Source organism: Micrococcus sp. NPDC078436 (genome assembly GCF_040702705.1).
GTDB lineage: Bacteria > Actinomycetota > Actinomycetes > Actinomycetales > Micrococcaceae > Micrococcus.
On record NZ_JBFBLX010000003.1, the window covers coordinates 89,956 to 109,848 of the forward strand.

Sequence of the window (19,893 nt, forward strand, 5' to 3'; positions counted from 1 at the left end):
GGGGCCCCGCCGGAACGGATCCGGCGGGGCCCTCGCGCTGCCGGCGCAGGCCGGGCAGGGATGCGTCACTTCTTGTCGGACTTCTTCTTCGCGGCCGAATTGTCCGAGGCCTTGGCGTCGGACTTCTTGGCGCTGGACTTCTTCGCTGCGGGGGCCTTCTCGGCGCCGGCCACGCGCGCGGCCGCCTGGGTCTCGCTCGCGGCACCGGAGTGGCGGAGCACGCCGTCGCCGGTGGTGAGGAACGAGCGCATGAACCACTGGAACAGCTCGAGCTCGCCCACCTGGGCGATCAGCATGTCCTCGGACACCGGGTCGAGGTCGCCCACGGTCTCGACGGCGGTGCGGTGGTCGGTGACGACGCCGTCGTACACCAGGTCGAGCGCGGCCAGGTGCTCGAGGGTGCTCGCGCGGCCCAGCGAGTAGTCGTCCCACGTGCGGTCCGCCACGAGGACGCCGGGGGTGCCGGCGGGGGAGACGCCCAGGGTCGCGATGCGCTCGGCGACGACGTCCACCATGGCGCGGACCTTCTCGATCTGCGGGTCGAGCATCTCGTGGACGCCGATGAAGCCCGGGCCCACCACGTTCCAGTGCGCGTGCTTCAGGGTGAGCTGGAGGTCGTTGAGGGCGTGCAGCCGGCCCTGCAGGACCTCGGCCACGCGGTGGCCGTCCTCCACGCGCAGGCCGGGAACGGTGTAGGCGGCGTCGTCGTTCTTCTTGGCGTTGGCCACGATGGTGCTCCTTCGTCTCGATCGGGCGGCGCCGGAGGGCGCCGCGTCGTCGCCTGAATCAACCACTCCGCGCGGGGGCGGCGCCAGCCCTGATCGCCCGCGGCAGGGCGAGGAGCCCCGTCCGACCTCCCCGGGAATGAATCCTCCGTGGAGCGCGTTGAACCGGACATCCGCAAAACATGAGTGAGGATGACTCACGTCCCTTGACACGCCGTCGCCGACGGTGGCAACCTGAGTCAGGAAGGCTCACGTCGGCCGGTTCGGACCCCCGGGTCCGGCCCAGGGCGACGCGGCCGCCTCATTCGCAGACAGGAAAGGACCCCCCCATGTCCCGTGCAGTCGGAATCGATCTGGGCACCACCAACTCCGTCGTCGCCGTCCTCGAGGGCGGCGACCCCGTCGTCATCGCGAACGCCGAGGGCGCCCGCACCACCCCCTCCGTCGTCGCGTTCTCCAAGGGCGGCGACGTCCTGGTCGGCGAGGTCGCCAAGCGCCAGGCCGTGAACAACCCGGACCGCACCTACGCGTCCGTCAAGCGCCACATGGGCACGGACTGGACCACCGAGGTGGACGGCAAGAAGTACACCCCGCAGGAGATCTCGGCCCGCACGCTGATGAAGCTCAAGCACGACGCCGAGGAGTACCTGGGTGAGAAGGTCACCGACGCGGTGATCACCGTCCCGGCGTACTTCAACGACGCCGAGCGCCAGGCCACCAAGGAGGCCGGCGAGATCGCGGGCCTGAACGTCAAGCGCATCATCAACGAGCCCACCGCGGCGGCCCTGGCCTACGGCCTCGAGAAGGGCAAGGAGGACGAGCTCATCCTCGTCTTCGACCTGGGCGGCGGCACCTTCGACGTGTCCCTGCTCGAGGTCGCCAAGGACGAGGATGACTTCGCCACCATCCAGGTGCGCGCCACCTCGGGCGACAACCGCCTCGGCGGCGACGACTGGGACCAGCGGATCGTGGACTGGCTGCTCCAGCAGGCCAAGTCCAAGGGCGCGGACCTGTCCAAGGACAAGATCGCCCTGCAGCGCCTGAAGGAGGCGGCGGAGCAGGCCAAGAAGGAGCTCTCCTCGGCCACCTCCACCAACATCTCGCTCCAGTACCTCTCCGTGACCCCCGAGGGCCCGGTGCACCTGGACGAGCACCTCTCCCGCGCCAAGTTCCAGGACCTCACCAAGGACCTGCTCGAGCGCACCCGCAAGCCCTTCAACGACGTGATCAAGGAGGCCGGCGTCAAGGTCTCCGACATCGACCACGTGGTCCTCGTGGGCGGCTCCACCCGCATGCCGGCCGTCTCCGAGCTCGTGAAGGAGCTCACGGGCGGCAAGGAGCCGAACAAGAGCGTGAACCCGGACGAGGTCGTCGCGATCGGCGCCTCCGTGCAGGCCGGCGTGCTCGCCGGCGAGCGCAAGGACGTCCTCCTGATCGACGTGACCCCCCTCTCGCTGGGCATCGAGACCAAGGGCGGCGTGATGGCCAAGCTCATCGAGCGCAACACGGCCATCCCCACGAAGCGCTCGGAGACCTTCACCACGGCCGAGGACAACCAGCCCTCCGTGTCCATCCAGGTCTTCCAGGGCGAGCGCGAGTTCACCCGGGACAACAAGGCCCTGGGCACCTTCGAGCTGACCGGCATCGCCCCGGCCCCCCGCGGCATGCCCCAGATCGAGGTCACCTTCGACATCGACGCGAACGGCATCGTGCACGTCTCCGCGAAGGACAAGGGCACCGGCACCGAGCAGTCGATGACCATCACGGGCGGCTCCTCGCTGTCCAAGGAGGACATCGACCGCATGGTCAAGGACGCCGAGGCCCACGCGGACGACGACAAGAAGCGTCGCGAGGCCGCCGAGCGCCGCAACCAGGCCGAGCAGTCCGCGTACTCCGTGGACAAGCTCCTGGCCGACAACGCGGACAAGCTGCCCGAGGACGTCAAGACCGAGGTCCAGGCCGACGTCGACGCCCTCAAGGCCGCCCTGGAGCAGCAGGACAACGACGACGAGGTCAAGGCCGCGTTCGAGAAGCTCCAGGCCTCCCAGGTGAAGATCGGCGAGGCGCTCTACGCCCAGCAGGGCTCCGAGCAGCAGGCCGACGCCGGCGCCGAGGCCCCCCAGGCCGAGGACGAGGACATCGTCGACGCCGAGGTCGTCGACGAGGACGACGAGAAGAAGAACTGACGCACCCGCGCCGTCGTCGGCGCCGGCGAGCCCTGCGGCCCGCCGGCCCGACGGGGCCCGCGACAGCACCGGTGGGCCGGTCACGGCGATCGCACGTCCGTGACCGGCCCACCGGCCTCTCACCCCAGACTTCCGGCGCGCACGGCGCGCCGCCGCAGCGAAAGGACCCACCATGAGCGAGAACACCGCCGACCGCCCGGACGACGACCGGACCCCGGGCGAGAAGGGCTCCGAGGAGCAGGCCTTCACGTTCCAGGATCGCCGCCGGATCGACCCGGAGACCGGCCGCCCGCGCGGCGAGGCCGCCCCCGACGCCGAGCCGCAGGACGCGCCGGTCCAGGACGAGGGCGACGCCTTGGCCCAGGCCGCGCGCATCCTCGACGACGCCGGGGCCGAGGCCGGCGCGGCGCCGTCCGGGTCCTCCCGCGAGGCCGAGCTGGAGACGGACCTGCGCCGCCTGCAGGCCGAGTACGTGAACTACAAGCGCCGCGTGGACCGCGACCGCGACCTCGCGAAGGACCAGGGCGTCCTGAAGGCCGTTCTGGCGCTGATCCCCGTGCTGGACGACCTCGACGCGGCGCGGTCCGCCGGCGACCTGGCCGAGGGCCCCTTCGCCAAGATCGCCGAGAAGCTCGACTCCGCCCTCGCGGGCCTCGGCGTGCAGCGCCACGACCAGGAGGAGCTGGCGGGCGTCGAGTTCGACCCCGCTCTCCACGAGGCCGTCATGCGCCAGCCGCACCCCGAGATCCCCGCCGACCACGTGGTGCAGGTGTTCCGCAACGGCTACGCACGGGACGGCCGCGTGCTGCGCGCCGCCCAGGTGATGGTGTCCGCCGGGGACGAGTGAGCCACGGCTGAACCGCACCGATCACCGCACCACGACGAACGAAGGGAGGCGCCATGGCCTCGCAGGATTGGATGGACAAGGACTTCTACGCGTCCCTCGGGGTGTCCAAGGACGCCTCCGAGGCCGACGTCAAGAAGGCCTACCGCAAGCTGGCCCGCACGCATCACCCGGACCAGAACCCCGGCGATGAGGCCGCGGAGAAGAAGTTCAAGGAGATCTCCGAGGCCTACGCGGTGCTCAGCGACCCCCAGGAGCGCCAGGAGTACGACGCCGTCCGTGCGATGGGCGGCGGCGCTCGCTTCACCGCCCCCGGCGGCGGGGCCGGCGGGGGCTTCGAGGACGTCTTCGGCGGGATGTTCGGCGGCGGCGCCGGACCCCGCGGCGCTCAGGCGGGCCCGGACCTGAACGACCTCTTCGGAGACATGTTCGGCGGGTTCGGCGGCCAGCCGGGCTTCGGGCCGGCCGGCGGCGGCTTCGGCCAGCAGCGGCCCGCCAAGGGTGCGGACCGCACCGCGACTACCACCATCTCCTTCCGGGGCTCGATCGAGGGCACGACGGTCTCCCTGCGGGCGGCCGACGGGGAGGTCGTGGACGTCAAGGTGCCCAAGGGCATCCGGGACGGCCAGAAGGTCCGTGTCCGCGGCAAGGGCTCGCCGGGCGCGGCGGGCCGCGGCGACCTGATCGTCACCGTGAAGGTGCGCGAGCACGAGTTCTTCCACCGCGACGGCGACACCCTCCGCATCACCGTGCCCGTCTCCTTCCCCGAGGCCGCGCTCGGCGCGACCATCGAGGTGCCCACCCTCGAGAGGACCGTGAAGGTCAAGGTCCCGGCGGGCTCCGCCTCGGGCAGGACCCTGCGCCTCAAGGGCCGCGGCGTCAAGACCTCGAAGGGCGCCGGGGACCTCCTGGTCGAGCTGCAGGTGGCCGTGCCCACCGAGCTCACCGACGAGGCGCGCGCCGCCGTCGAGGCCCTCGCCGCCGCCACCGCCGGCGACGATCCGAGGCGGGAGCTGGCCCGGAGGGCCGACTGGTGAGCGCCGGGCCCCGGCGCTCCGAGGCCGCCGACCGGGCCGCCCGCGACGCGCGGGAGCGCGGCGGCGAGTGGACCGCGCCCGTGTTCGTCATCTCCACCGCCGCGGAGATGACGAACATGCACCCGCAGACCCTGCGCCAGTACGACCGCCTCGGCCTCGTGGTGCCCCAGCGCCAGGGCGGGCGGCAGCGCCGCTACTCCCGCGCCGACGTCGAGCGCCTCCAGACCATCCAGGCGCTGAGCCGCGAGGGCGTCTCCCTCCAGGGGATCCGCCGGATCGTCGCCCTGCAGCGCGAGGTGGAGCAGCTGCAGGACACCGTGGTGGAGCTCGCCTCCCAGGTGGACCGACTGCACCAGGTCTCGCGGCTGGCCCGCGTGTTCACGGTGGGTGCCGCCGGTGACGTCTCGGCGCGCTACGCCGACCGCCGCTCGGGCGCCGGCCGCCCGGACGGCGTCGCCCCCGCGTCCGGAGCCGCGGAGCCGGGCACCCCGTCCGGCGCCGCGCGGCGCGGTGCGGCCGTGCGCGCCCTGCCCGCGGGCACCGCCCGTTCCCGCCGGATCCTCGCGTGGAACCCGCCGCAGGCCTGACGCCGCTGGCGTTCACGGCCCCGCAGCGCGCCGCCCGCCGGGAACGGCTGCGGGAGGACCTGGGCCAGAAGGACCGGCTCGACCCGCGGCGCCGCGCCGCGCTGGAGGGCCTCGCCCACGCGCTCGCCCCGGACTCCATGGACCGTGCCCTGCCGGCGCGAGAGCTGCTGGCCCACGACCTCGAGGGCCGCGGTGGGCCGACCGCCGCCGTGTGCGCCGGAGACCCCGCCACCGCCACCCATCTGACCTGGATGGTCTCCGGCATGGGCATCCGCCCGGACACCGCCCTGTGGGGCGCGGCGCACGAGGCCGCTCAGCTGGCCGCGGCCCAGCACGCGGCGGGGGCGCCCCGCCCCGTCGTCGTCGCGTGGCTGCGCTACCCCGCACCCGCGCCGTGGCGCGTGGTCCTCGACCGCCCCGCGCGGAAGGCCGGCCGGCAGCTCGCCGACGACGTCGCCGCGTGGTGGGCGCACCTGCACGCGTCGGGGCTGCGCGCCCGGGGCACCGCGGTGCACGGGGCCGTGGACGCCCACTCGTACGGCTCCCTCGTGGCGGGGCATGCCCTGCGAGAGCTCGACGAGCGGGGGCTCCTTCCGGCCGACCCTGCGGCCACCGATCCCACGCCCCACAGCGCGGAGCGCCCCGTCGAGACCCTCGTGGTGTCCGGGGCGGTGGGCCTGCCGCTCGCCCTCCTCTCGGGAGCCCGTGCGCTCGGCGCGGCCACCGGCCGGGTGTTCGAGGCCCGCGCGCCCGGAGACGTGCTCTCCCTCCTCGGCCGGGTCGGCGGGCTGCGGCAGGCCTGGCCCGGCGCCGTCGCCCTGCCCGTGGACCCCGTCCCGGGGATGGAGGGGGCCGCCGTGCGCGGCCACGACACCTCGCGCTGGACGCCTGCGGCCGGCGACGACGCGCCGCGGGGCTACCGCGATCCGGGCTCCGTGACGCTCGCGGCCGCCGCCCGCGTCACCGCGGGCCAGCCGCTCGGCCTTCAGCGCCTCCGGTAGGCGAGGTCGAAGACGAGCCGGCCGGCGCGCTGGGACTTGGCCTCGAAGCTCGTGACGGGGCGGCCCTCGAACCGCGGAGCCCACCCGCCCTCGTGGTCCACCGGGTCCTCCGCCTCGCTCGCGGCCACGGCCTCCCCGAGTCCCGCGCGCAGGGGGCGCTCCTCGGCGGCCGCGTCCTCCCATCCGGCCGGCAGCGGCTGCGCGCCCACCTCGAGCTCGCGGCCTTCGCGGCGCACGCGGGTCAGCGGGGAGTCCTCCCCGGACGCGCGGCCCGGGAAGAGGTTCTCGAACTCGGGGTGGGCCTCCAGGACCTCGCGCATCTGCACGGCGTACCCGGACCAGTCGGTGGCCAGGCGCAGCACGCCGCCGGGGGCGAGCACGCGGGCCACGCGGTCCGCGAAGGCGGGGGAGACGAGGCGGCGCTTGTGGTGGCGCTTCTTGTGCCACGGGTCCGGGAAGAACACCCACACCTCCCCCACGGAGCCGGGCTCGAGCAGCTGGTCCAGCAGCTCGGGGGCGTTGGCCTCCACGGCCCGCACGTTGGTGAGCCCGCGGTGCTCCACCTGCGCCATGAGCGCCGCGAGCCCCGGCACGTACACCTCCACCGAGAGCACGTTCCAGTCCGGCCGGTCCGCCGCGCCCTGGGCGGTGGACTCGCCCAGGCCCGAGCCGACGTCCACGAGCAGCGGGGCCTCCCGCCCGAACACGGCCCCCCAGTCCAGGTGGGCGTCCGGGGACACGGAGGTGGCCGCCCGGTGGCGGGGGACGTCCACGAGCACGGTGTCCGCGAGGCGGTCCCACACGGCCTGCTTGCCGGAGGTGAGGCGGGCGCCGCGGCGGACGAAGGAGACCGGCTCCGTGCGGTGCAGCGCGGGGTCCTTCGCGGTGTTGTGGTCGTGCGGGTGGGCCGCGTCGGCGGACGGGGCGGGGGCGGCGTCGGGGGCGGTGTGCTCAGTCATCCGCACGATCCTCCCACGGCGGCGCTCAGGGGTGCAGGCCGGAGCCCGTCGTGTGACCGGCGGCCACGCCCCCCGTGATGCGGTCCACGGTCACGAACGTGTAGCCCTCCGAGCGCAGGTGCGCGATGACGGCGGGGACGGCGTCCACGGTGGTGGAGTGGATGTCATGCATCAGCACGATCCCGCCCGGGCGGGCCCCCGCCTTCACGGCGGCGAGGGTCTGTGCGGGGCTGCGGTGCTCCCAGTCCCGGGTGTCCACGCTCCAGGTGACCGATCCCGCGCGGGGCAGCCCGCCGAGGGTGGCCAGCACCGACTCGTTCAGCGCCCCGTAGGGGGCGCGCACGGTGCTCGGGCTGACGCCGGCCGCGCGGACGGCGGCGTCCGTGGCCGCGATCTCCTGGCGCACCTGCCCGGCCGTCAGCGTCGTGAGGTTGGGGTGGGTGTAGCTGTGGTTGCCCACCTGGTGGCCCTCCGCCGCCATGCGGGCGATCATCGCGGGGTTGAGCTTCGCGCTCTGCCCCACCACGTAGAAGGTGGCCGGGACCTGCTCGGCGGAGAGGACGTCCAGGAGGCGGCCGGTGTGCCGGCCCGGGCCGTCGTCGAAGGTGAGGGCGATGCACCGGGTGACCGCGCAGTCCACCGGGGCCTGGCGCACGGGGCCGGCGGGCGCCGGGGCTGTGGAGGGCTGCGGCGCCGCCGAGGTGGAGCTCGCAGGGGCCGAGGCGCTCGGCGCCGAGGAGCCGGGGGCGGTCGCACTCGTGCCGGCGGACGCGCTCGGCGCGGCCGGGCGAGGGGAGGCGGGCTGCTGCACGGGCGCGGGGCGCACGTCCTGCGGTGCGATCCGCTCGACGGGGATCACGGGCTTCGGGGTGGCCACGGCGACCGGCGTGTCCTCGGGAGCGACGCCGGGCTTCGGACCGCCGAGGTCCTGTGCGGCGGGGACCACGCGGTCCTGCGCGACGACGGGTGCCGGGCGGTCCTGGGTGCGGGCGTCCGCACCGGGGCGCGTCGGCGACGCCGACGAGGCGGGTGCGGAGGCGTCCTGCCGTCCCTCGGCGGAGGAGCCGCGCTCGTCCTGGCCCTCGGCCGACCCGGCGGAGGAGGACTCGGCGGCACCGCGTGCGTCCTCGGCCTCCTCGGCATGCGTCGCGGCCGACGTCGACTCCTGGCCCGCGCCGGTGTCGTCCGACTGAGGGGCGGCGGCGGACGTGGACGGTGCGCTGCTGGTCATCGCGGAGGACGTGCTGCCGCCTGACGCGGACGGGGACGACGACGCGGACTCCGGGCTCGGGGTGTCGGTCGCAGGGCTCGTGGCGGCCGCGGAGTCCGCGGCGGCCTGGGGAGCGGGTGCGTCGCCTCCGTCGGGGCCGCCGCACGCCCCGAGGGCCAGGGTCAGTGCGAGGAGGGCGGCGCAGAGGCGCGGGCGGGACGTCGAGGTCATGGGCGGGCTCACACTCTTCGAGGATCAGCGCGCGAGGACGGGGCTCAGCGCGAGGGGAGGTCGGCCTCCCGGCCGACCTCCCCATCCTGCCAGGCCGGGGGCGATGCCTCCGGCCTCCCTCACGTCACGATGTGGACACGATCGTGGGCGACGTCTCGGCGGTCGCCGGGGCGGCGGAGTCCGCGGGCGCGTCGGACGCGCTCGGCTCGGGCAGCGGCGTCACGTCGGAGGTGGGCTCCGGCGGCAGCGTGGAGTCGGACGGCTCGGGGGTGCCGGGATCCGACGTCGGCGCGTCCGTGGGCGTGTCCGACGGCGTCGGGGAGCTCGACGTCGAGGGCTCGGGGGTGCCGGGTGCGCTCGTGGTGCCCGGTGTGGGCGCCGACGTCGGGCGCGTGGGGCCGGAGGGCGACGAGGGCACGTCGCTGCTCGGCGCGGGGGAGCTGCCCGGCTGCGTCGTCGGCGCAGAGGAGCCGCTCGGCGTGGTGCTCGTGGCGCCGGTGCCGGGTGTTCCTGTGGACGACGGGTCGGGGGCAGGGGCCGCCGAGGTCGGCTCGTCGGTGTCCGCGGGGGTGGGGTCCGGCCGGGTCGGCGCGGTCTCCGTGGGGTCGCTCGAGGTCTCCGCCGGCGGCCGGGGGGCCTCGCTCGTGGCGGGAAGCGGCGGGGGCACGGGCACGGCCGTGGTGGAGGGCGCCTCCGAGGAGCCCGCCGGGGAGGACGAGGCCTGCGGGAGGCGGACGGCGGCGGGCGTCCGAGCCGCGTCCTGGGCCGTGCGGCCCAGCTCGGAGAGCCAGGGCCGCACCGTCTCGGAGGGGATGCGGGCGGTGAGCACGCCTGCCGCGGCGGGTGCGAGCGCCGCCTGGTCGACCTCGAGGAGGGCGCTGCCGTCCGGCAGGAGCACCACCGCGTCCCAGATGCGGCGGTTCTCGGCCTGGTCCGGGGCCTCGACGGCGGAGGTCAGCCGCTCCTGCACGATGTCCGGGTCGTTCGCCATGCGGTCGCGCACCTCGGCGCGGAACGCGGTCCAGCCCTCGGCCGTGAAGAGGTCCGACGTGGCCAGCACGCGGTCCTCGCGGGCGGAGTACCAGCTGGCCTGGGAGGAGGACACGGACTCCGTCCCGCGCTTCTCGGTGGAGAGCAGGCGGACGGCGGCGATGTCCTGCCCCGCCACCGCGAGGCGCGGCTGCACCTCGAGGGAGGGGTCGGCGGAGAGGTCCGTGTCCCGCTGATAGGCCTCGACCTGGGCGCGCACGTCTGCGGCCATGGCGTCGGTCCAGGAGCGGGCGCCGGGCACCTCGAGCCAGGCGCCGTGGAACTCGGGGCTCTGCCCCTCGATCGCGGACATGGAGGCGCCGGGCACGAGCGCCAGGTCCAGGTCCGGGATGTCCAGCGTGAAGGGCGCCATGTCCATGGGCGGCAGCTCGGAGGCGCTCGCGGCGGTGGGGGCGGGAGCCCCGTAGGGGTCGTTCCCGCCGCATGCGGTGAGGGCGAACAGGGCCGCGGCGGCGAGGCCGAGGCCGGCCCGGCGTCGGGCGGCGAGGCGGGGAGTGGAGTGGGTCATGCAGATCACTTCCGGTGGTCGGTGGAGCTGAGGGCGGCGTCCATGCGGGCGGCGGCCTCGTCCGGGCTCGGGGCCCGGAAGTTCGGATCGCGGCGGCGGCGCAGGTCGCGCCGCACGCGCAGCAGGACCCAGACCACCAGGGCGAGGACGATGAGCGCCATCACCACGGTGGAGAACAGGTCCGCGTAGTCGGAGATCACGTGGTACTGGGCGCCCAGGACGTAGCCCCCGTAGATGAACAGGGCGTTCCAGAGCAGCGAGCCCAGGGCCGTGTAGAGGGTGAAGAGGCCGAGGTGCATGCGCTCGATGCCCGCCGGGATGGAGATGAGCGAGCGGAACACGGGGATCATGCGGCCGAGGAACACGGACCAGTACCCGAACCGGCCGAACCAGCGCTCGGTGCGCTCGACGTCCTCGATGTCCACCAGGGGCATCCAGTTCGCGATCCGGTACAGGCGGCGTCGTCCGAGCCACGCGCCGATCCCGTAGAGGGCGAGCGCGCCGACGACGGAGCCGAGGGTGGCCCACAGGAGGGCGGCGTGCGGGCTGAAGGCGCCTCCGGCGGCGGTGAAGCCGGCCAGGGGCAGGATCACCTCGGAGGGGATGGGCGGGAAGATGTTCTCCGCCAGCACGGCCACGCCCACGCCGACCGGGCCGATGGCCTCCATGATGCCGACCACGACGTTGCCGAGCCATCCGTAGTCCACGGCCCCCTCGGCGGGGGCGACGGCCAGGAGCGCGGGGGTGAGGGAGGAGAGCATGGGAGACATTCTCCCCCATCGGCGGGGAGAGGGGACCCGGACGGCGGGGGGAGGGGTTGGTAGGGTGAGCGTGCTGACCGCTCTATTCGACCGTTCGCGCCACATTCCCATCCCTGTGCCGCGGGCCCCACTGGAAGGAAGACTCCATGAGCATCGTCCAGATTCCGCTGCGCCTGGCCTCCGGCGCGTTCATCCTCAACTCCGGCCTCGGCAAGCGCCAGCTCTCCGACGAGCAGGCCGCCTACATCCGTGACATGGGCGCCAAGGGCGTGCCCGCGCTGGCCCAGCTCTCCCCGGCCCAGTTCAAGAACTTCATCGTGGCCTCCGAGGTCGGCGTGGGCGGCGCGCTGCTGCTGCCCCTCGTCCCGGGCTGGCTCGCCGGCGCCGCGCTGACCGCCTTCTCCGGCGGCCTGATGTCCATGTACCTGAACACCCCGGAGATGACCGAGGACGACGGCGTCCGCCCCTCGCAGGAGGGCACCTCCGTGGCCAAGGACGTGTTCCTGGTGGGCTCCGGCCTCGCCATCATGTCCGACTCCGTGGCCAACCGCCCCGGCAAGCGCCGCAAGGCAGCCAAGAAGCGCGCGAAGCGCATCGAGTCCGCCCGTGACGCCAAGGTCCAGGCCATCCGCGAGGCCAAGGACGAGAAGGTGGCCGCCATCTTCGCCGCGCGCGACGAGCAGACCGCCGCGCTGCGCGACGCCCGCGAGGAGCTGAAGAAGCTGCGCAAGAAGGCCTGATCCTTCCCGCACGCCGAGAACGAGGGCCCCGGGCCCGGACCGTCTGGTCCGGGCCCGGGGCCCTCGTCGCCGTGCCCGGTGCCTCAGCGGCCCCTCATCGTCAGAGGTCGATCTCGGTGGGGTGCAGCACGCGACGCAGGAAGTCCTGGGTGCGCGGCTGCTGCGGGTCGGCGATCACGGCGGAGGCGGGCCCGGACTCCACCACGACGCCGCCGTCCATGAACACCACCCGGTCCGCGACCTCGCGGGCGAAGCCCATCTCATGGGTCACCACGAGCATGGTCATGCCCTCGCGGGCGAGCTGGCGCATGATCGCCAGGACCTCGCCCACGGTCTCCGGGTCCAGCGCGGAGGTGGGCTCGTCGAAGAGCATGAGCTGCGGGTCCATGGCCAGGGCCCGGGCGATCGCCACGCGCTGCTGCTGGCCGCCGGAGAGCTGGTCCGGGTAGCGGGCCTCGAGCTCCGCCAGGCCCACGCGCGCGAGCTGGCGGCGCGCCACGGCCTCGGCCTCGGCCCTGTTCCGCTTGAGGACCTTGACCTGGGCCACGGTGCAGTTCTCCAGCACGGAGAGGTGGGGGAAGAGGTTGAACTGCTGGAACACCATGCCCACATGGCGGCGCAGGACGTCCAGGTCCACGTCCGGGTCCGTGACGTCGAACTCGCCGACCGTCACCGTGCCCGAGTCCGGTGTCTCGAGCAGGTTGACGCAGCGCAGCAGGGTGGACTTGCCCGAGCCCGAGGGGCCGATGAGGCACACCACCTCGCCCGGGCCCACCTCGAGGTCGATCCCGCGCAACACGTGGTTGCTCCCGTAGGACTTGTTCAGCCCCGCGATCCACACGCCCGCGGCGTCGACGGCGGGGCCGTCATCGGTGGGGGAGGCCGCCGTCACGGGCGTCGAGGGAGAGGACTCGGCGGCGGTCGGCGCGGCGGTGCGGGCGTCGTCGTGGGGGTACGGGTGGCTCATCTCAGCGCCCCTTCCGGGCAGAGCGGGACTCGAAGCGGCGCGCCAGCATCGAGAGCGGGACGGTGATCACGAGGTAGCACAGGCCCGCCACGAGGATCGGGGTCATGCCGGCGTCGAGGGCCGAGATGCCGTCGCGGCCGAACTTCGTGAGCTCGTACTCGTGGGCGGCCAGGCCGAGCACGTACACGAGGGAGGAGTCCTTCGTGAGGAGGATGACCTCGTTGGTGAGCGGCGGCAGCACGATCCGGAACGCCTGAGGGATGACGATGGTCACCATGGCGCGCCAGTGCGGCATGCCGAGCGAGCGGGCGGCCTCCATCTGGCCCTTCGGCACGGCCTGCAGGCCCGCGCGCAGGGTCTCCGCGATGTACGCGGCGGCCACCATGCCCAGGGCCAGCATGACGACGACGGGGATCGGCCAGGTGATCCCGAACGCGAAGGGGACGCCGTAGCCGAACGCCAGGAAGACGAGCAGGGCCGGCACGCCGCGGAAGAACTCGATGTACGCGGTGGCGAGCCAGCGGTAGGGGGCGAACGAGCTCATCCGCAACAGGGCCAGCAGGATGCCGCCCAGGAGGCCGACCACGAAGGCCGTCGCCGTGTAGAAGAGCGTGTTGCCCAGCCCGACGAGGATCACGTTGGGGAACAGGGGGGCCGCGGCGGCGAAGTTCAGGACGTTCTCGCCGATCGCCTGCCAGTCCATGGCCAGGGCGAGGGCCACCAGCGCGAGGACGAAGACGGAGGCCTGGATCGCCACGGAGCGGGTGCGACGCCGACGCGCGCGCCCCGGCGTCGGGGACGCCTCGCGGGCGGCGGTGGCCGGGACGGGGGTCTGCGTGCTCATCGGTAGTCCTCCTGGGCGAGGCCGAACCAGCGTTCCTGGAGCTCGGCGAGCGTGCCGTCGTTGCGCAGCGTGAGGAGCGCGCGGTTCACGGCGGAGCTGAGCTGCGCCTTCTGCGGGGAGACGGCCATGCCGAGCTGTTCGCCGGTGGGCAGGGACTCGACCACCTCGAAGCGGTCGTCGTCCTTGAGCGTGTACAGGAGAACGGACTGGTTGCCCAGCAGGGCGTCCACCGTGCCGGCCTGCAGCGCCTGGATCTGCACGCCGCCGTCCTCGAACTGGACGGGGCTCAGGCCGTTCTCCTGGGCGTACTCCTCGCCGGTGGTGGCGGCCTGCACGCCCACGCGCTTGCCCTGGGCCGACTCCACGGACGTGATGCCCGAGCCCTTCCGCGCCACGAGGACGAGGTCGTCGTCGAGGTAGGGGAGGGTGAAGGCCATGACGCGCTGGCGGGGCTCGGTGATGGAGATCGAGGACGTGTTCAGGTCGCAGCCGGTGAGCGAGGCGCCGGACTCGATGGCCTCGAAGGAGGAGTCGATCACGTTCAGCCCGAGCCCGAGCTCCTCCGCGACCGCCTCCACGAGGTCGATGTCATAGCCGGTGAGCTCGCCGTCCTGCTCGAACTCGAACGGCGGGTAGGGGATGTCCGAGCAGACCGTGAGCGTCCCCGGCGAGACGAGTCCGTACGTGGAGGACAGGTCGGCGTCGGAGACGACGCCGGCCGTTCCGGCGTCGCCGCCGATCACGGCGCAGCCGCTGAGGGCCAGGGCGCCGACGCCGAGCGTCAGCCCGCCGACCGCGCGGGATGGGGTGCGGAGCATGGGGGAGCCTTCCGGGGCGGGCCGTGGGGTGCAGGCCGTGTGAACTGGAGCACATCCTAGGCGTCCGGCGGGCCGAGGCCGCCTCCGTGTCGGTGTGTCACGCGGAGCCGCGGCCGCGCGGCTCAGGGACGACGACGTCCTCGCCCAGGTGCGCCTCGTCCCGGAGCGGCGAGGCGTGGAAGGGGCGGCCGGAGCTGAGGTCCTCGGGGCGGCGGCCCGGTGCCTCCACCGCGAACGGGTGGCCGGCCTCCGTGAGCATCCGCGTACGCTCGGCCGTCAGCGGCTCCCCGGAGAGGACCGCGGCGCACACGAGCGCGGCGAGCTGCTGGTCCCGCTCCTCCTGACGCTCCGCCAACTCGAGCACGCGGGTGTGGCGGGTGGCCAGCTGGATCTCCGCGGAGGCGTCCACCCCGACGGCGACCTGGCGGGCGCGCAGTCGCTCCGCGTCGTACGCGGCCCCCGCCACGAGGACCGTGCAGGCGGCCCAGGCGAGGCCGAGCACGCCGATCACGGAGTTGATCCGGCCCACGAGCTCGAACTGGCCGAAGGTGGCCGTGATCCAGCCGAGGGCGAGGGTGGCGCCGAAGAGCAGGCAGACCGTGATCACCGCGCCGGAGGAGAAGGGACGGTAGCGCGGGGAGCGGACGTTGGGGCCGAGCCGGTAGGCGAGGGTGACGGCCAGGGCCAGGATCGCGAGGATGACCGGCCACTTCCCGATGTTCCAGACCTGCACGGCCACCCGCGGCAGGCCGATGAGCTCCCCGAGGAGCTCGGCGAGGTCTCCGCCCAGGATCACGAGGCCGACGACCACGACGGTGCCGGCCAGGACCGCGAGGGTCTCGAGGAAGATGACGAGCCGGAAATGGGGGAGGAGGCGACCCTCCCGGGTGTCGTGGATGCGGTGCATCGCGCGGTGGAAGGCGGCCACGGCGCCGGACGCGGAGAAGACCGCGCCGAGCAGGCCCAGCGTGAAGGCGACGACGCTCGTGTTCGAGGCGTGGAGGGAGAGGAGCCACGCCTGCACGTCCTCCTGCGTGAGGGTGGGCCACAGGTCGGCCGCGAGCGTCGCGACGGTGCGCACGGTCTCCTCCTCCACGCCCAGCACCGACACGAGGGCGAGGAGGGCGACGCCCATGGGGAGCAGGGACAGCGCGCCGAAGAAGCTCATGGCGGCGGCCACGTCCCACACCTGGAGATCCATGAGGCGGTGGAAGGTGCGGCGGATGACGTAGAGGAGGGAGAGCCGCGGGTGCTCGTACGTGCGGGGATCGCGGAGCGCTGCGGTGGAGCCGGCCATGGGGTCAACGGTAGTGGGCGCCGGCGGGAATACAGCCTGGCTGCCCATGGTTGAGTTGATTAGACTCAACTTTGCCGGGGCGGTGGATCAGGCCTCCGCGCGGCGGTTGCCCAGACACCCCCGTCGTCGGGGAGGAAAGGAGCGAGGCACATGGATGCCAAGTTCACCACCAAGAGCCAGGAGGCGCTCTCGGCCGCGGCCGTGAACGCCTCCACCGCCGGAAATCCGCAGGTGGAGCCGGCCCATCTCCTCAAGGCCCTCATGGACCAGCGGGAGTCCGTCGCCGTCGCGGTGCTGAAGGCCGCGGGCGCGGACCCGGACGTCGTCTCCACGGCCGCGTCCTCCGCCATCCGCCGCCTGCCCTCCTCCAAGGGCTCCACCGTGGCGCAGGCACAGCTCTCCCGCGCCGGCCTGCAGGTGGTGCAGAACGCGCGCGCCGAGGCCGAGCAGCGTCAGGACGACTTCGTCTCCACCGAGCACCTGCTCCTCGGCCTGGCCGGGGACGCGGGCGAGGCCGGGGAGGCACTGCGCTCCGCCGGCGCCACCGCCGAGGCGCTCGCGGCTGCCCTCACCGCCGTCCGCGGGGACACCCGTGTGACCTCCCCGGATCCGGAGAACACCTTCCAGTCGCTGGAGAAGTTCGGCACGGACCTCACCGAGGTCGCCCGCTCGGGCAAGCTCGACCCCGTGATCGGCCGCGACTCGGAGATCCGCCGCCTCGTGCAGGTGCTCTCGCGCCGCACCAAGAACAACCCCGTGCTCATCGGCGAGCCGGGCGTCGGCAAGACCGCCGTCGTCGAGGGCCTGGCCCAGCGCATGGTGGCGGGCGACGTGCCCGAGTCGCTGCGCGGCAAGCAGCTCATCAGCCTGGACCTCGGCGCGATGATCGCGGGCGCGAAGTACCGCGGCGAGTTCGAGGAGCGGCTCAAGGCGGTGCTCGAGGAGATCAAGGCGTCGGACGGCCAGGTGGTCACGTTCATCGACGAGATCCACACCGTGGTGGGAGCGGGTGCCTCCGAGGGCGCCATGGACGCGGGCAACATGCTCAAGCCCATGCTGGCCCGCGGCGAGCTGCGCCTCATCGGCGCCACCACGCTGGACGAGTACCGCGAGAACATCGAGAAGGACCCCGCGCTGGAGCGCCGCTTCCAGCAGGTGTACGTGGGCGAGCCGTCCGTGGACGACTCGATCGCGATCCTGCGCGGCCTGAAGGAGCGCTACGAGGCGCACCACAAGGTGGCCATCGCGGACTCGGCGCTCGTGGCCGCCGCGACCCTCTCGGACCGCTACATCACGGGCCGCCAGCTGCCGGACAAGGCCATCGACCTCGTGGACGAGGCCGCCTCGCGCCTGCGCATGGAGATCGACTCGGCCCCCGTGGAGATCGACGTCCTGCGCCGCCAGGTGGACCGCATCACCATGGAGGAGCTCGCCCTCGACGGCGAGACCGATCCGGGCTCGGTGGAGCGCCTCGAGGGGCTGCGCGCCGAGAAGGCGGACCGCGAGGAAGAGCTGCGCGCCCTCACCGCCCGGTGGGAGGCCGAGAAGGCCTCGCTCAACGAGGCCGGCGACCTGCGCGCCAAGGTGGACGAGCTGCGCTCGCTCGCCGAGAAGGCCCAGCGCGACGGCGACCTCGCCGAGGCCTCGCGCCTGCTGTACGGCGAGATCCCGGCGCTGGAGAAGCAGCTCGAGGAGGCCGACCGCCGCGCCGAGGAGGCACCCGAGGACGAGGTCTCGCCGATGGTGTCCGAGCAGGTCACCGCGGACGACATCGCCGAGGTCATCTCCGCGTGGACCGGCATCCCCGCCGGGCGCATGCTGGCCTCCGAGTCGGAGAAGCTGCTCACCATGGAGGAGCACCTCGGGGAGCGGCTGATCGGGCAGAGGGCCGCCGTCGTCGCCGTCTCGGATGCGGTGCGCCGTGCCCGCGCCGGCATCTCGGACCCCAACCGCCCCACCGGCTCGTTCCTCTTCCTGGGCCCCACGGGCGTGGGCAAGACCGAGCTCGCCAAGGCGCTCGCGGAGTTCCTCTTCGACGACGAGCGCGCCATGGTGCGCATCGACATGTCCGAGTACTCGGAGAAGCACGCCGTGTCCCGCCTGGTCGGCGCCCCTCCCGGGTACGTCGGCTACGACGAGGGCGGCCAGCTCACCGAGGCCGTGCGGCGGCGCCCGTACTCCGTGGTGCTGCTGGACGAGGTGGAGAAGGCCCATCCCGAGGTCTTCGACATCCTGCTCCAGGTGCTCGACGACGGCCGCCTCACCGACGGCCAGGGCCGCACCGTGGACTTCCGCAACGTGATCCTGATCCTCACGTCCAACCTGGGCAGCCAGTTCCTGGTGGACCCGTCGATGCAGGAGCAGGCCCGCAAGGACGCCGTGATGAACGTGGTCCGCGGGGCGTTCAAGCCGGAGTTCCTCAACCGGCTGGACGAGGTCGTCCTGTTCGACGCGCTCGGCGTGGCCGAGCTCGCGAAGATCGTGGACCTGCAGGTGGACGCGATGCAGGAGCGGCTCACCGGCCGCCGCCTGAGCCTCGAGGTCACGGACGCGGCCCGCGAGTGGCTTGCCCTGACCGGGTTCGACCCGGCGTACGGCGCCCGCCCGCTGCGCCGTCTCGTGCAGCGGGAGATCGGCGACCGGCTGGCCCGCGGCCTGCTGGGCGGCACGATCGCGGACGGCGACACGGTGCTGGTGGACCGTGCCGAGGGCGCGGACGCCGACGGGCTGAGCGTGGAGGCGCACCGGGGCTGAACGGGGCGCGGGCGGGGGCGTGGCCTCCCGCCCGGGCCCCGCGGGCGAGTGCCCGACGTCGAGGTGGTGTTGTACCCTTGACTGCACGAACCATTTATTGACCAGTGAGAACCCGGCCGGCCTCTGAGCGCCGTCAGACCCGGGCACGAGAGATGCGAAGGGGGTCACGCTCATGGGGCGCGGCCGTCAGAAGGCGAAAGCCACCAAGCAGGCACGTGAGATGAAGTACTACACGCCTGGCACAGACCTCTCGGCACTGGAGCGGGAGCTCGCGGGCGGACGTACGCACGTCACTCCCGTCGCGCAGCCCGAGCCGGAGACGGAGGGCGACGACCTCTACGAGGATCCCTACGCCGACCTCTACGCCGACGAGGACGAGGACGACGCATCGCGCGTGCGATGACGTCACGATGACACCGGTGAGGCATCCCGCGCTCGACGGGCATCAGGCCGCGCTGCGGTCGATCGCCCGCGTCGTGGAGGACACCGCACCACCGCAGGACCCCGAGACCGCGTCTCGGGGTCTTCTGCGCCTGCTGCAGACCACGACGCCGCTCGTCATCACGGGCGCGGGCGTCTCCACGGACTCGGGGATCCCCGACTACCGCGGGCCGAACGGCTCGCTCCACCGGCACCGCCCGATGACCTTCCAGGAGTTCCGGGACGACCCCGCCGCGCGCCACCGCTACTGGGCGCGCTCCTTCGTGGGCTGGCGCCGGATGGATCAGGCGCAGCCCAACGAGGCGCACCGGATCCTGGCGCGCTGGGCGCAGCAGGGGCGGATCGCGGGCATCCTCACGCAGAACGTGGACGGGCTGCATGCCGCCGCCGGCCGCGAGGCGGGCGTGCCGGGGGAGCGGCTGATCGAGCTGCACGGCGACCTCGCGCGGGTGGCGTGCCTGACCTGCGGCGCCACCGAGTCCCGCCGCGCGCTGGATGTGCGGCTCGAGGCCGCGAATCCCGGCTACCTGGAGCGGGTGGCGATCGACCCGGCCGCGGTGAACCCGGACGGCGACGTGACGCTGGACGCCCGGTGGGTGGACGAGTTCGTGATGGTCGGCTGCCGGGCGTGCGGCTCCGTGGAGCTCAAGCCGGACGTCGTCTACTTCGGGGAGAACGTGCCCGTGGCCCGCAGGCGAGCGGCCGAGGAGATGGCCGACGCCGGCGGCGCGGTGCTCGCCGTCGGGACGTCCCTGGCGGTGATGAGCGGGTTCCGGTTCGTGCTGCGCGCCGAGCGTGCGGGGCACGAGGTGGGGCTGATCAACCGCGGGCCGACCCGCGCGGACGCCAAGGCGCAGTGGCGCTGGCGCGAGGGCGTGGCCGAGGCGCTGGCCTGGCTCGACGCCCGCCTCTGACCCGTCCGCCGGAGACGAC

Annotated in this window: 18 protein-coding genes; 9 read left to right on the forward strand and 9 right to left on the reverse strand. The window is 73.6% G+C overall.

Going from position 1 to position 19,893, the window contains the following annotated elements:
• Positions 1–65 precede the first annotated feature (65 nt).
• Complete coding sequence (locus AB0302_RS03005; protein ID WP_319074555.1) at positions 66–728, reverse strand: DNA starvation/stationary phase protection protein; 663 nt, start codon at positions 726–728, stop codon at positions 66–68.
• A gap of 326 nt (positions 729–1,054) precedes the next feature.
• Between AB0302_RS03005 and dnaK the strand changes: the two genes are divergently transcribed.
• From dnaK to AB0302_RS03030, 5 genes are all read left to right on the forward strand, one after another.
• Positions 1,055–2,911, forward strand: coding sequence for a molecular chaperone DnaK (dnaK, locus tag AB0302_RS03010; protein ID WP_366370487.1), 1,857 nt, complete (start codon positions 1,055–1,057; stop codon positions 2,909–2,911).
• 172 nt (positions 2,912–3,083) lie between these two features.
• The gene (locus tag AB0302_RS03015; protein ID WP_366370488.1) at positions 3,084–3,758 is read left to right on the forward strand and encodes a nucleotide exchange factor GrpE; all 675 of its coding nucleotides are present in this window, start codon (positions 3,084–3,086) and stop codon (positions 3,756–3,758) included.
• Between the two features lie 53 nt (positions 3,759–3,811).
• Entirely contained in the window at positions 3,812–4,792 is a 981-nt protein-coding gene (locus AB0302_RS03020) for a J domain-containing protein (RefSeq protein WP_366370489.1), read from the forward strand.
• Positions 4,789–5,379 carry a MerR family transcriptional regulator gene (locus AB0302_RS03025; protein WP_366370490.1) on the forward strand — a complete coding sequence of 197 codons (591 nt, stop codon included), beginning with the start codon at positions 4,789–4,791 and terminating at the stop codon, positions 5,377–5,379. The genes AB0302_RS03020 and AB0302_RS03025 overlap by 4 nt, the downstream gene beginning before the upstream one ends.
• Entirely contained in the window at positions 5,358–6,380 is a 1,023-nt protein-coding gene (locus AB0302_RS03030; RefSeq protein WP_366370491.1) for an alpha/beta hydrolase, read from the forward strand. The genes AB0302_RS03025 and AB0302_RS03030 overlap by 22 nt, the downstream gene beginning before the upstream one ends.
• Here the strand turns inward: AB0302_RS03030 and trmB are convergent.
• The 4 genes from trmB to AB0302_RS03050 form a co-directional block, all read right to left on the reverse strand.
• The gene (gene trmB / locus AB0302_RS03035; RefSeq protein ID WP_248116338.1) at positions 6,365–7,339 is read right to left on the reverse strand and encodes a tRNA (guanosine(46)-N7)-methyltransferase TrmB; all 975 of its coding nucleotides are present in this window, start codon (positions 7,337–7,339) and stop codon (positions 6,365–6,367) included. The two genes, AB0302_RS03030 and trmB, sit on opposite strands and share 16 nt — an antisense overlap.
• Before the next feature lie 25 nt (positions 7,340–7,364).
• Positions 7,365–8,780 (reverse strand): polysaccharide deacetylase family protein, encoded by a 1,416-nt coding sequence (locus tag AB0302_RS03040; protein ID WP_248116340.1) that lies wholly within the window; start codon positions 8,778–8,780, stop codon positions 7,365–7,367.
• Positions 8,781–8,904: 124 nt separating this feature from the next.
• Positions 8,905–10,338 (reverse strand): hypothetical protein, encoded by a 1,434-nt coding sequence (locus AB0302_RS03045; protein WP_366370492.1) that lies wholly within the window; start codon positions 10,336–10,338, stop codon positions 8,905–8,907.
• A gap of 5 nt (positions 10,339–10,343) precedes the next feature.
• Complete coding sequence (locus AB0302_RS03050) at positions 10,344–11,108, reverse strand: DedA family protein (protein WP_248116344.1); 765 nt, start codon at positions 11,106–11,108, stop codon at positions 10,344–10,346.
• 137 nt (positions 11,109–11,245) lie between these two features.
• Here AB0302_RS03050 and AB0302_RS03055 point away from each other — a divergent pair, with 137 nt between their 5' ends.
• Complete coding sequence (locus tag AB0302_RS03055; RefSeq protein WP_298712536.1) at positions 11,246–11,839, forward strand: hypothetical protein; 594 nt, start codon at positions 11,246–11,248, stop codon at positions 11,837–11,839.
• Positions 11,840–11,939: 100 nt separating this feature from the next.
• Here the strand turns inward: AB0302_RS03055 and AB0302_RS03060 are convergent, their stop codons facing one another.
• The 4 genes from AB0302_RS03060 to AB0302_RS03075 all read right to left on the reverse strand — a co-directional run bounded on the left by AB0302_RS03060 (position 11,940) and on the right by AB0302_RS03075 (position 15,765).
• Positions 11,940–12,806, reverse strand: a complete 867-nt coding sequence (locus AB0302_RS03060) for an amino acid ABC transporter ATP-binding protein (protein WP_319074568.1) — start codon at positions 12,804–12,806, stop codon at positions 11,940–11,942.
• Position 12,807: 1 nt separating this feature from the next.
• The gene (locus AB0302_RS03065; protein WP_366370493.1) at positions 12,808–13,650 is read right to left on the reverse strand and encodes an amino acid ABC transporter permease; all 843 of its coding nucleotides are present in this window, start codon (positions 13,648–13,650) and stop codon (positions 12,808–12,810) included.
• Positions 13,647–14,468 carry an ABC transporter substrate-binding protein gene (locus AB0302_RS03070; RefSeq protein WP_366370494.1) on the reverse strand — a complete coding sequence of 274 codons (822 nt, stop codon included), beginning with the start codon at positions 14,466–14,468 and terminating at the stop codon, positions 13,647–13,649. The genes AB0302_RS03065 and AB0302_RS03070 overlap by 4 nt, the downstream gene beginning before the upstream one ends.
• Before the next feature lie 97 nt (positions 14,469–14,565).
• The gene (locus AB0302_RS03075; RefSeq protein ID WP_366370495.1) at positions 14,566–15,765 is read right to left on the reverse strand and encodes a YihY/virulence factor BrkB family protein; all 1,200 of its coding nucleotides are present in this window, start codon (positions 15,763–15,765) and stop codon (positions 14,566–14,568) included.
• Positions 15,766–15,915: 150 nt separating this feature from the next.
• Between AB0302_RS03075 and clpB the strand changes: the two genes are divergently transcribed.
• The 3 genes from clpB to AB0302_RS03090 all read left to right on the forward strand — a co-directional run bounded on the left by clpB (position 15,916) and on the right by AB0302_RS03090 (position 19,874).
• Positions 15,916–18,519, forward strand: coding sequence for an ATP-dependent chaperone ClpB (gene clpB, locus AB0302_RS03080; RefSeq protein ID WP_366370496.1), 2,604 nt, complete (start codon positions 15,916–15,918; stop codon positions 18,517–18,519).
• A gap of 172 nt (positions 18,520–18,691) precedes the next feature.
• Positions 18,692–18,922 (forward strand): DUF3073 domain-containing protein, encoded by a 231-nt coding sequence (locus tag AB0302_RS03085; RefSeq protein ID WP_248116357.1) that lies wholly within the window; start codon positions 18,692–18,694, stop codon positions 18,920–18,922.
• 7 nt (positions 18,923–18,929) lie between these two features.
• Complete coding sequence (locus tag AB0302_RS03090) at positions 18,930–19,874, forward strand: Sir2 family NAD-dependent protein deacetylase (protein ID WP_366370497.1); 945 nt, start codon at positions 18,930–18,932, stop codon at positions 19,872–19,874.
• Positions 19,875–19,893: the final 19 nt, after the last annotated feature.